Annotated in this window: 8 protein-coding genes and 2 pseudogenes; 2 read left to right on the top strand and 8 right to left on the bottom strand. The window is 59.7% G+C overall.

From position 1 onward, the window contains the following. The first annotated feature begins 131 nt into the window (after positions 1–131). Positions 132–497: a helix-turn-helix domain-containing protein gene (locus tag ACY34H_RS10120; RefSeq protein WP_464977371.1), complete on the top strand. Its 366-nt coding sequence runs from the start codon at positions 132–134 to the stop codon at positions 495–497. 756 nt (positions 498–1,253) lie between these two features. Here ACY34H_RS10120 and ACY34H_RS10115 read toward each other — a convergent pair. Further along, the gene (locus ACY34H_RS10115; protein ID WP_464977370.1) at positions 1,254–3,911 is read right to left on the bottom strand and encodes a LysM peptidoglycan-binding domain-containing protein; all 2,658 of its coding nucleotides are present in this window, start codon (positions 3,909–3,911) and stop codon (positions 1,254–1,256) included. 101 nt (positions 3,912–4,012) lie between these two features. Between ACY34H_RS10115 and ACY34H_RS10110 the strand changes: the two genes are divergently transcribed. Further along, positions 4,013–4,153 (top strand): hypothetical protein, encoded by a 141-nt coding sequence (locus tag ACY34H_RS10110; RefSeq protein WP_464977587.1) that lies wholly within the window; start codon positions 4,013–4,015, stop codon positions 4,151–4,153. A gap of 365 nt (positions 4,154–4,518) precedes the next feature. Here the strand turns inward: ACY34H_RS10110 and tnpC are convergent. From tnpC to ACY34H_RS10075, 7 genes and pseudogenes are all read right to left on the bottom strand, one after another. Beyond that, positions 4,519–6,056: pseudogene (gene tnpC / locus ACY34H_RS10105) on the bottom strand (IS66 family transposase). Between the two features lie 30 nt (positions 6,057–6,086). Beyond that, complete coding sequence (locus tag ACY34H_RS10100; RefSeq protein WP_464977586.1) at positions 6,087–6,173, bottom strand: hypothetical protein; 87 nt, start codon at positions 6,171–6,173, stop codon at positions 6,087–6,089. Then, positions 6,170–6,433 (bottom strand): IS66 family insertion sequence element accessory protein TnpB, encoded by a 264-nt coding sequence (gene tnpB / locus ACY34H_RS10095; protein ID WP_464977369.1) that lies wholly within the window; start codon positions 6,431–6,433, stop codon positions 6,170–6,172. Before tnpB ends, ACY34H_RS10100 begins: the two co-directional genes overlap by 4 nt. Then, positions 6,430–6,789, bottom strand: coding sequence for an IS66-like element accessory protein TnpA (gene tnpA / locus ACY34H_RS10090; RefSeq protein ID WP_464977368.1), 360 nt, complete (start codon positions 6,787–6,789; stop codon positions 6,430–6,432). The genes tnpB and tnpA overlap by 4 nt, the downstream gene beginning before the upstream one ends. A 117-nt stretch (positions 6,790–6,906) precedes the next feature. Beyond that, positions 6,907–10,044 (bottom strand): annotated as a pseudogene (locus tag ACY34H_RS10085) (efflux RND transporter permease subunit). Continuing rightward, on the bottom strand, positions 10,041–11,429 hold the full coding sequence (locus ACY34H_RS10080) for an efflux RND transporter periplasmic adaptor subunit (RefSeq protein WP_464977367.1): 1,389 nt from the start codon (positions 11,427–11,429) through the stop codon (positions 10,041–10,043). Before ACY34H_RS10080 ends, ACY34H_RS10085 begins: the two are co-directional and overlap by 4 nt. After that, positions 11,368–12,165, bottom strand: a complete 798-nt coding sequence (locus tag ACY34H_RS10075) for a DeoR/GlpR family DNA-binding transcription regulator (protein WP_464977366.1) — start codon at positions 12,163–12,165, stop codon at positions 11,368–11,370. The genes ACY34H_RS10080 and ACY34H_RS10075 overlap by 62 nt, the downstream gene beginning before the upstream one ends. Positions 12,166–12,174: the final 9 nt, after the last annotated feature.

Below are 12,174 nucleotides of genomic sequence, written 5' to 3'. Positions count from 1 at the left end.
TCAAAACCTCTCAAGGGGGTAAAAATAAAAATAACCGCCTTAATACTTACTCTAGTTCAGAGTAGTGTCAACTCTGTTTCTAAAAACAGGAGGTATCTTATGGGTCACACACGCACCTTTGGATGGATGCAATGGCCTCAAACGACAAGCCGTTCTTCGTAGAACTGGGCAAGCGCATCGCCCAGCTGCGCCACGAACATGGCATGACGCAGCAACAACTGGCCGAAGTGCTCGGCATCGCGCAGCAGACGCTCGCCCACTACGAGGTGGCGCGACTGCGCGTGCCGGCGTCGATGCTGCCGACCCTGGCTGAGACTTTTAAGGTACAGGTGGATGTGCTGCTGGGCCGGGCGGCGGCCGCTACGCCGCGCGCAGGCAAGCGCGGGCCTGCCTCGCAGCTGGAGCGCAGCATCGAGCGCATCAGCGAACTGCCCAAGCAGAAGCAGCGCTTTGTGATGGAGATGCTGGAAATGGTGCTGGCTCAGGCCAACGCCTAGCGCTCTTTCTTAGCAGCTAAAAAAGAAGCCGTACCCGGACCCCGCGCGAACAGCAGCGGGTTGGGGACGGCTTTTTTAATTTAAAAGACATGGCAGCGGCAGACCGCGTTTAACACGGACCGCCTGCAACGACGGGCGCTATGGGCGATTTCCGCGCCAAGCGTTAAACGTAGAATGCGGTAGCGCTAAACGCGCAAAGCCCGCAACGGCGGGCTTTGCGCCAACCCGAAGGGTTGCGTGATGTGTGAGAGATCGGCAGGGGCGGCGGGGACTCCCCGCACACCCTACCCATGACCGTTTCCTGCTGGGGTTTTCGTACCAGGGCGGTTTTTCAGCCGCCCGGATGGGATACGGTTAGACTACGAATGGCCTACGATAAGATACCCACAGGATACGAACAGGATATGGCCGACGCCAATTTACGGTAACGCGGCCACTTGCTCTACTGCTTCGTCCGTGACTGATTGTCAGTACACTGACCAGTGCCGCTTTCACCTCCTCATTCCAACTTCCCTGCAATCCGCCGTAAGCCTTCCCGTGCCTTTTTCATTACGTCCGCATCCTCGCCATATATCAGGTAATGCTTATTACTTATTGGGCAGACTAGCCCCGAAATGTGACCGGTTCCGGGCGCAATACCGGCCGGAATGGAGTCTAGTAAGGCGTCACAAACTGGACAACTTAAATGTTGCCCACCTTCAAAAAAACGAAGTGCTTGTACTGCCGATACCTCGCCACCCTTTACATTAATCGGCTTCATGGTTTCCCCCCTCCAAACGTTGGCAATTTCCCGCTTGGCAAGTGCGGATATAAAGGCTTCACTACATCGTTAATGATCTGCTGACGTTCCATAAGCGTCGGCCGCCTAGCGTTCTGGAAAAGAAATTCGTTCCTGAAAGCTAAATATTCCTCAAATTGTGTTCCTGGAGCGACGCCACTCCGGAAAAATCTATTCTGGTGCAGCGCTTCATGAACAACGGTTGAACCTGCTTCTCTAACCGACGAATGCCTGAGCATGTTCACAGTAACCTCATTCGAGTAAGGATCAAATAGTCCCATCTCACGCATGTTCGGATCGTTTACAAATTTCACATCAGTCCCTTGACGTTGAAGTCGTGCATACGATGCCCTCGCGACGGGGTCCCTTGCTAGCATCTCGCCGGTCTGAACGCTCCAAGCCCTGTCGACTGTATTTAATGATGAATCAAATGTTAGTTTCGCACCTGAGCTATTTGCCCCTGCTAGCGCAGTAGCTCTTGTGGCAACGCCTTGGCGCAATACTCCCACAGATCCAAGGCTGAGCAAGGTTGACCCCAATTCGCCAACCGCAGCCGCACCATGAATTACAGAGATGCCGTAATTACCAGCCTCCCAGTTTGTCTTTGCAGCACTTGCACTATGTAGCCCCAGCATGCCTTTCCCAAAATCCGCAACTGCGGCAGCCTGGCGACCAAGTACTTCACCGCTCGGTGCTGGCCCTTGCAATACGCTTCGGTGCGTACTGTCGAAGCCTCGGCTAAAATCATTGCCAAACTGTCCAGGTGCACTTGCGGGAACGCGTAAATCATAGGCCAGCTTCTCTTCAAACGTCATCTTTGCATGCGGAACAAAGATTGTTGGAATAGACGAATCGATATCCCAAGGAGCGCGTGACATCGTGTTTCCCGCAAAAGCGCTGTTGTTTTGCTTGAGGTTTCGGACGTCGTTGGCTTCCAGTTGTTCCAGGTAATTTGTACTTTGATCTCCACCGTCGAAGGCGTAGCTATTTCTGGTTGGGCCTTCAAACGGATTGTCTCGCCAAGCCTTGACGTTATCGCCGAAAATTTGATCCGCTGAGGTGTGCGTCGTTGTGCTTATACGGTCAGCCAGGCTACTCCCCAGCGCATTGCCGAACGCATCTGTGGCAATCCGCGCAACCTCGATTTTACCGCCACGCGCAACCGCCGTGCTCATACCGGCAGCGAAGCCACTAGCGGTTGCCTTTGCGACGCCATTACCGCCGAACAGTTGAGATCCGACACCCGGTTCGTTCAGGTACTCCGCTGTACGGGCACCCACTGCCGCGCCGATGCCTGAGGCAGCGACACTACGCCAGTTGAATCCATCCTGCAGTCCAGTAGCGACACCGACCCCCTGCGATGCGACGTTGCCCAGGACGGCGCGGGCCGCTGCTTCCTGCGAACCCTTCGCTGTGAACGTGCTACCAAGATTTCCAGCGCCTGCCGCAATGCCAGCGCCAATGCCGCTGCCGATGGCGGATAGTGCAACACCTTTCCAGCTGAAGCCTTCTTGGGCACCAATGGCGATACCGACTGCCTGGCTGGCGATCGAACCCACGGCGCCGCCAATGGCGGCGGCCGTCATTGCCCCTCCAAGGGTCAATGTGGAGGCGCCGGTGAATACGCTGACACCAGCGGCCATCGTGGCCGAGAGACCGGTAGCGGCTGTCGTTCCCGCAGTGGCGAGCAGGCCCGATGCAGCGCCCGCCGTATAGATCGTCGCCACGACCGCCACGACAATCATCACCAACTGGCCAACACCACCGCAACCACCACCGCCACTGCTAGGCGGCGGCATGGCCGGCGCGGTGCTACCGATCTGCTCGCTTGGATCGTAGGGCTTGTAGGTGTTGTAGTCGTTGTGCACCGTATTGGCGCGCGCCGGGATGCGCAGCGTCTGGCCCACTTCGAGCTTTGCATCGCTGGACAGCCCGTTCGCATCAGCGATCAGGTACCACAAGTTGGCATCACCCCATACGCTCTTGGCGATATCGCGCAGCGTTTCGGAGCTGCTCTGCACGCTGTACAGGCTCGGCGCGGCCGACAGGGAAGGGCTGTTCACCGGCATGTAGGTCGAGCCCAGGATATTGTCCGTGGTCTGGGTTTCCTCGCCGAGCACATTGCCGTTAACGATCAGGTTGAACCGTTCTTCCTTGCCGTTTGCCTGATAGGACTGGATATGGCCCTCCGCGTCGTACCAAAGTCGATTCAGAACTTGGCCGGTGCCACCTTCAACCACCAGTTTGCGATTGCCATTGGCATCGTAGACGCTGTAGTTGGATCCCGTAGCGCCTCCAACGCTCGAGGTGTCGTTCGTATAGTGGGGCCAGGTTCCAGTTTTCCAGATGCCTGTCTGCGCTTCCTTGTACGTGTCGAACAGCGCATAGGACACCACATAGCGCACGTTGTCTTCACGCTTGACGCCTTGCCGGGCGACGGTGTATCCCAGCAGGTTGCCCATGGCGTCGTACCCGCCATAAGGGTTGCCATAAGGGAGATCGAATCCATCCTTGACGAAGAAGATATCCTGGCTCTTGGTCAGCTGGATCGTCAGCTCGCGCTGGCGTGTAATGTGGCCACTGGCATCGTAGCTGTAGATATGGCCAGCAGAGTTGATGCCGAGAGCCTTCAGCACATTATCGACGCTGCTCGTACTGCTGGCGCGGAGGCCAGACTGCGCGACGCGACCGGCGGCGTCATAGCGGCGGTAGTCGATCTCCAGGCGATACGCTTAAGATCGACAGGTCGTTTGTTCAGGCGCTGGTCGTTTCAGAGAGGGCATCGGCGGTTATCCGAGGCATCGTCGGTCTCGCGAGGTCCTTGGGCATGAAAACAGTCGCGGAAGGGTCGAGAGCGAACTCCAGGCGGCGGAGCTGAGGAACGCCGGATGTGATGTTATCCAAGGATATCTGATCAGCCGCCCACTGAAATCGGATTCCGTCGCTGAATACATGCTTCGCCTCTGAGAGTGTCAAGCGGGACTTATGTTCGCGCACAGCGGGCGGTAAGCCTCGGCAAGTATATTTATCTGAACCTTGCCGACTATGGAAAATTGGCATTCAATTAATTGTGATGTCGAAGATTCTTATAGAAAACTTTTATTACTTAAAGTGCCACGACCTTGACGCTCGCCCAGCTTTTGGACCCACATGGCCGCTAATGGGTAAGCGTCGGCTGTGCGCCGTCTTGAGTCGGTTGGCAGGAAGCGAGATGATGCTTACCACACCGCTGGGAAGCGGAGTTTAGCCGGCCAATTTGGCGGCACAGTTCCAGGGCAGGAAATCGTCGACGCGGTTCACAGTTGATCGGCGATATGCGTCAGCACGTGACGCAACCAGGCTTCCGGGTCGACTCCGTTCAGCCTGGCCGTTCCGATCAGCCCATACATGGCGGCAGCGCGTTCGCCACCGCTGTCGGCACCGGCAAAGTGGTAATTGCGCCGGCCCAGCGCGACGCCGCGCAACGCGCGTTCGGCGGCTGAGTTGTCGATCTCGATGCGACCGTCGTCGGCATAGCGAGTCAGTGCTAGCCACAGCTTGAGGGCATACAGGATCGCCGCTGCCGTATCGGATTTGCGCGACAGCGTGGAGAGCGTGGCGTGCAGCCAGCGCTCCAGGTCGTCGAGCAGCGGCTTCGCTTGCAGCTGACGTGCAGCACGCCGTTCGTCAGGCGGCTTGCCGCGGATAGATTCCTCGATGGCATACAGCTCGCCGATGCGGCGTAGTGCTTCCGTCGTCAGCGGTGTCGGGCGTTCTGCATACAGGTCGTAAAACTTGCGGCGTGCGTGCGCCCAGCAAGCTGCTTCGACGATGCGGCCGGTTTCGTAGATGGCATTGAAACCGGCGTAGGCATCGGCTTGCAGCACGCCGTTGAAACTGACCAGGTGCGCCCGCGGATGCTCGCCCTTGCGGTCTGGCGAATAGGCAAACCACACTGCTGGTGGCGTGTCGTCACCGCTGGCGCGGTCGTCACGCACATAAGTCCACAGGCGTGCCGTGCGAGTCTTGCCATTGCCCGGTGCTAGCACCGGTACTGGCGTATCGTCGGCGTGCAGCTTGGTGCCGGCAAAAACATGGCGGCGTAGCGCATCGATCAGAGGCCATAGCAGCATGCTGGCGGCGCCGACCCAGCTGGCCAGTAGGCTGCGCTCCAGCTCCACACCTTCGCGTGCGTAGATCACGCTTTGGCGGTACAGCGGCAGGTGGTCGGCATACTTCGCCACCAGCGCATCGGCGAGCAGACCAGGGCCTGCAAGGCCACGTGCGGTCGGCCGGCTTGCCGCCGGCGCCTGCACGATGGTATCGCAGCAAGCGCACGCCAGTTTGGGGCGTACGTGGCGGACCACGCGGAAGCTGGCCGGCACGTACTCCAGCTGTTCCGAAACGTCTTCGCCGAGATATTTCAGTTTGCCGCCGCAGTCCGGGCACGCATCGCCCAGTGGCATCTGCACGCGCTCGTCACGCGGTAGATGCGGTGGCAGCGGCTTACGTTCGGCTTTCTTGCGGGGCGCCACCTCTGCAGGTGCATGGGCTTCGGCGACAGCTTCTTCCGCTTCCAGGTCTTCCAGCTGGAGTTCCAGTTGCTCGATCCGCTGGTCCAGCTTTTCTGAGCTGCGGCCAAACTGCATGCGCCGCAGCTTGGCCAATACCAGCTTCAGGTGCTCGATCTCGGCGGTGCGTGTCGACACCTCAGCGGCAAGATGCGTTGCACGCGCTTCGCTTGCCAGCAGCATGGCCTTCAAGGCAGCGATATCGTCGGGCAGGTCGGCGGCGTTAAGCATGCGGCCAAGTCTACGCGGACCATAGCAAGTTTACAAGGCCGACTCTGGTCGCCAGGTGCGCTCTGGCCGGCGCCAGTCGATCCCTTCGAGCAGCATAGAAAGCTGCGCGTGCGTCAGTGTAACCGTGCCGCTGGTGGCCTGCGGCCAGATGAGAGACCGCGCTCCAGGCGCTTACATAGCAGGCACAGGCCATCGCCGGTCCACCACAACACTTTGATCAGATCACCGCGGCGTCCCCGGAAAACAAACACATGGCCGCTGTACGGATCATCCTCCAGGGCCGTCTGCACTTTCGACGCCAGGCCGTTGAAACCCGAGCGCATGTCGGTGACGCCCGCCGCGAGCCAGATGCGTGTTCCTGCGGGCAGACCGATCATTGGCGCAGTCCTGCCAGCACCACTGCCAGTGTTGCAGGATCGGGGCGGCCTTCGATGCGCACCGTGACTTTGCCCAGGCCGATTTCGATCACGCCGTTGCAGCACTGATCGCTCACACCAGCTTGTGACGACGCTGTTGGCGTCAATGTCACCGCGACCAGCCCTCGTTGATCTAACATGCCAGCGCGCAACTGGCGCCGCCATTTGAACACCATATTCGTGTTCAGATCGTGCTGTAGGACCAGCTGTGCGACTGATACTCCTGGTTCGCATGCTTGCTGTGCCAGCTTGCGCTTGAACTCTAGCGGGTAGTTCGCGCTGCGCCGGCGCCTGCCGTGTTCAATTCCAGTCTCCAATAGTCCCCACCAATTTTAGTGGGGACTATCTTGGAGACTGGGGCTATTTGATGTCTAGACGGTGCAAGCTCTACGCTTACTTTCAACCATGCCGCAACAAAGCCTCTTCAAGAGTTGTCAGATGGTCGGCGCCTTCTGTTCAGAGGCGTCCTGCACGGAGCTGACACCAACCTTAGCGCTGGTTGTTCTTCGCATCCGGCCCAGTAGTGCTCTCATCCCATGCTCGGCGTCATCGATGTACGAGAACACTACTGGAATGACCAGCAGGCTCAATAGGGTGGAAGTAATCAGGCCTCCGATGACCGTGATCGCCATGGGCGAACGGAAGCTCGGATCCGCTCCCCAGCCCATCGCAAGCGGAAACATACCTGCGGCCATGGCGATGGTTGTCATAACGATCGGCCGGCTGCGCTTATGGCATGCATCGACCAAGGCGTCGAAACGCGACACTCCCTGTTGGCGTGCAATGATCGCGTAGTCCACCAGCAGGATCGAGTTTTTGGTGACGATGCCCATCAACATGATCAGGCCGATCAGCGATGGCAGCGATAAGGCGCTATTCGTCAGCAGCAGCCCGACAAATGCACCTCCGATAGAAAGGGGGAGAGCGGCAAGAATCGTCAGCGGCTGAAGAAAGTCTTTGAACAGTAATACCAGCACACCGTAGATGCACAGAACGCCAATTGCCATCGCGACGCCAAAGCTTTCGAACAGTGCTGCCATCTCTCGAGTGTCTCCCAGGTCGCCGTGCGTCACGCTTGCCGGCATTGCCTGCATCGAAGGAAGCGCCTTTACCTGCGTGTCCAGCTCGCCAAGCGATCTGGTACCCAGTTCAACTTCCAGCGTCACGCTGCGTCGGCGGTCGAGGCGCGCGATCTGCGCCGGTCCGCTGTCCATGGTCAGGCCGGCGACATGCGCCAACATGACAGGCCCGTCCCGACCTGGAACCGTGAGGCGCGACAGCTCGCCAATGTCAGATCTGGCCGTGTCGGGAAACCGTACACGGATGGGTACCTGACGCTCCGGCAGATTGAGCTTTGCCAGGTTGATGTCATAGTCGCCCGCGGTCGCAATTCTGACGGTATTGGCGATTGACGTCACCGTCACTCCTTTTTCTGCGGCACGCGCGAGATCCGGACGTATCACGATTTCAGGGCGCACCAAAGCGGCGCTGGAGCTGACGCCGCCGATGCCTTGCAAGGTCCGCAGCTCTCGCTCGACCGTGCGCGCCACATGGGTCAGTGCCGGGATATCGTCGCTGAGAAGCACTACCTGCAGCTTGGCCCCGGTGGCCGCCTGACCCACGCTGACGCGTACCCCTGACAGCTTTGCTAGGCGCTGGCGCACGGCAGCCTCGATCTCGCCCATGGTTTCCTCGCGCAGCGAGCGATGGGACACTGTGATCATGAGCGCGGCGCGGCGGACTTCCGCGGCCGTCCCACCACCTCCGGAGAAAGGGTCGCCGCTAGCGCCGCCACCTATCGAGCTGAATAAGCTAATCACACCGGGCACTCGCATCGCCGCCAGCCGTGCCAGTTCGGCAGTCCGGTCAGTTTCCGCCAGCGTGGCGCCGGGAGGAAGTTCGAGACTGATCCGCGTCTGCGCCCGGTCTGCCACCGGGACAAAGCCGGTTGGCAGCAGCGGTACTAACATCAGCGAACCAACGAAAAATAGTGTTGCAGTAGCGGCAGTAGTGCCGCGATGGTGCAGGCACCAGCGCATCATGGTCATGTAGGCGCGCATGACCGCGCTGTCCGGTGGCTCGACATGCGGTGTCGGTTTGAGGATGAAAGCGGCCATCATCGGGGTCAGCAAGCGCGCGACCATCAGCGAGGCCAAGATCGCCAGCACCGCCGTCCAGCCGAACTGCTTAAAGAACCGCCCCGCGATACCGCCCATGAATGCGGTCGGCAGAAACACGGCAACGAGCGCGAGGGTGGTCGCAATGACCGCCATGCCGATCTCGTTGGCGGCTTCCATCGCCGCCTCGAATGGTGTCTTGCCCATCTGCAGATGGCGCATGATATTCTCGATTTCTACAATCGCGTCGTCAACCAGCACGCCAATCACCAGCGCCAACGAAAGCAGTGTGACCGTATTGAGCGTGAAGCCGAAATAGGCCATGCCAAGAAATGCCGGTATGACCGACAACGGCAACGCGGAGGCGGCGACCACAGTCGCTCTCCAGTCGCGCAAGAACCATCAAACGACGAGAACGGCCAGGATGGCTCCTTCGTACAGCAGCGTCATCGAACCGTCGAAATTCTCTTCGACCGCGGTCACATTGTCGATCACGATGTCCAGGCGGATCCCTGGGTGAGCTGCCTGCAGTTGCTTTACCGCCGCTCTGGCCCCCCGTGCTACATCGACTTCGCTGGCGCCTCTCGTCCGGTACACTTCGAATCCAATCACTCGCTCGCCGTTATGACGGGCCAGCGCACGCTGCTCGGCGACCGTGTCGCTGATTTTGGCGATTTGATCCAACTGTACGTGGCGGCCGCCGCGCAGCGGAATATCGAGACGGCCAAGGTCCATTGCGCTGCCAGCGGTTGCGATCGCACGGATCGACTGCTCGGCGCCGCCGATATCGCCGCGCCCCCCGGGCGCTTCGGCCTGTGCCACACGCAGTTGGGTCGACACTTCTTCCGCTGTCACGCCCAGCGCAGCCATGCGCACGGGATCCAGTTCGATGCGGACCTCGCGACTGACACCGCCGATGCGGCTGACTGCACCAACGCCAGGAACACTGAGGAGGTCGCGCATGACTGTATTGTCGACAAACCAGCTGATGGCCTGTTCATCCATCTCGCCGTTCCGGGCGCTTGTCACGCTGAAGGTCAGGACCGACTGGCCGGCGGTGGAGCGCTTCGTGATGATAGGGTCGAGCAAATCGCGCGGCAGGTCGGCACGCACACGCATCACCGCGTCACGCACTTCGACCACGGCCACGTCCAGCACCTTGTCGACGTTGAATTCAACAGTGCTGTTCGCCGTTCCGTCCAGAATCTGTGTGCTGATGCTCTTCACGCCCTCGAGGGTGGCGATCGAATTCTCAATTTTTCGGGCAACCTCGGTTTCGAGCTGGGCGGGCGCCGCGCCTGGCAAGTTCGCGCTGACCGTGACGAATGGCACTTCGATGTCGGGATTGTCCTGGATCGGAGTGGCGCGAAAGGCCAACAGGCCCGCCAAGGTCAGCAGGGCGAACAGCATGATTGCCGGTACCGGGTTTTTGATCGAATACGCAGACAGGTTCATGGATATTCCTTCGCAATCGCGAGCGTCGCAGCGGCTTTGGCATCGTGGCGCACTAGGTCGCCGTCGTTCAAGAACGCTCCTCCCTGTAAAACGATGGGAACTCCAGGCTTTAGTCCGTCGACGATTTCCACGCGGTCACCAGTGCGGCGCCCGACTGTCACGCGCGTTTGCGCGACATGGCCGTCGGGCCGCAGGCGAAATACATAGTTGAAGCCATCACGCAGGACGACGGCCTGCTGATGCACCGTAAGGGCCTTGGTGTGCCCCAAATTGAACTCCCCGCGAGCATAAATGCCTGGTCGCAGTGTGCCAGCTGAGCCCAGCCGGTCGAGGTCGACGTAGACCAGTGCGTTGCGGCTCGCACTGTCGACGATGGCTCCGAAAGCGCGAATTCGTCCGCGCAGGCGGCTGCCCTCCGGACCGATGACATCTGCCCCCATGCCGTGCCTAAGTTTGCCCAGTTCCGACCCTGGCACCTCCGCGCGCCACTCAAGGCGGCCCTGGCGAACCATTCGAAACAGCTCGGTGCCCTGTGCGGGCACAGCGCCCACGGTTGCGTCGCGCGCCGAAATGATGCCGGCGTCCGGCGCGCGCAGCGTTGTGTACTTCAGTTGTAATTTGCGCGAGGCAAGCATTGCCTGCGCCGACTCGACGCGGGCAATGGCCGTATGCTCTGCAGTGAGGATTTGGCTGACTTGTTGCTCGGACATTGCACCGCTTGGGCGTAGCGCGCGAGCCCGCCCGGCATTGCCGGCCGCTTCGATCGATAGTGCCTTCGCTTCGGACAAGGCCGCTTCCGCTACCGCGATATCCGCTTTCGCGGCGTCAGAAGCGAAGGTCGCCAATACCTGGCCGGCATTGACGTGATCGCCTACCGCGGCAAGCACACGTTCCAGCCGCATCCCGCTTGTTTCGGCGCCGATAACCGCCTCCTGCCATGCTCCAATTTCGCCATGCGCGGCCAGGACGGTATCCATTTCTTGGATGACCGGCGTCTCGACCGTGACGCTGAGCACCGGCAGCCGAGCTTGCGATGCGCCTGAGGCGGCCTTTGGTGCGGAAGTAATCGGAGCACGGTTGACCACAATGGCGATGGCAATCAGGACGATTACAAAAAAGGCCGTGACGGCCAAAACGGTTTTGCGTTTGAAGGGAAGCTGCATAATGTCGGAATCAGAGACGCGCAAAGTAGGAACGACCGGCAGGGAAGCGCTGGGAGGTCTGAGGTCGTGGGGATGAAAGCCGCGCCACTCGGCACGGCTCACTTCAAGGGGCGGTGTCGCCCGATGAATTGCAGCAGCAACAGGTTGATGGCGATTGTGGCTAATGACGGACTTCAGCACCTGGTAGCGGATCGACGATGTCGACCCGAACGCCAGCGTCACGCAGCATGCTGCAGGCATCGGTTGGGATGTAGCAGTCCGTGATTACCCGGCTGACCTTGTTCAGACCGCACAAAATCAATCCGCCGATGCTATTGAATTTCGAGCTGTCAGCTAGGACAATCAGCTCTTCCGCCTGGGAACGCAGCCGTAGCTGGGCGCGGATCAGCATGTGATCGGTCTCGATCAAGCCGGATGCGGCAATACCGCCTATGCCTGTGAACATCTTCGTTGCACGGGCATAGGGTGGTTCGCCCTCATCGAAGGGACAGAAGATAATGTTCTGGTCACGGTACACGGAGCCGCCAGGCACGGTCACATCATGTTCGCCAGAGTGAAGCAAATGGTTAGCCATAGCGAACGAATTGGTCAAGATTTGCAAACGCTTTTCGCCCAAATACTCCGCCATCATGTACGTCGTAGTCCCTGCGCCGATCACAATGCTCTCGCCAGCGTTGCACAGGGCCGCTGCCTGGCGTGCGATGGCGCGTTTGCTGGCTACCTGGCATCGCAGGTTCTCGACGAAAGACGCTGCGCGTAGCGGGCGCAAGGTAGAGCACGGGGCCTGTGTCGCGCCGCCACGGACTCGCCGCAGCAATTGATGCCTTGCTAGCCAGGCAATGTCGCGCCGAACAGTGGCAGGCGACGCGCCGAGCCACGCTCCCAACTCCTGGACTGTCGCACTTTGATGCCGGTCGAGCAGAGAAAGCATCTCGTTGCGCCTTTTTGACTCCGTCATTTTTGTCTC

Source organism: Pseudoduganella sp. jia 9, assembly GCF_055502615.1.
Note: the sequence above shows the minus strand (reverse complement) of the source record. Positions and strands in the feature narration are given on the sequence as shown.

Bases quoted from the DNA above. Each gene is read 5' to 3' on its own strand.
- tnpB (WP_464977369.1), bottom strand. From the start codon at position 6,433: ATGATCGGTCTGCCCGCAGGAACACGCATCTGGCTCGCGGCGGGCGTC.
- ACY34H_RS10120 (WP_464977371.1), top strand. From the start codon at position 132: ATGGCCTCAAACGACAAGCCGTTCTTCGTAGAACTGGGCAAGCGCATC.
- ACY34H_RS10075 (WP_464977366.1), bottom strand. From the start codon at position 12,165: ATGACGGAGTCAAAAAGGCGCAACGAGATGCTTTCTCTGCTCGACCGG.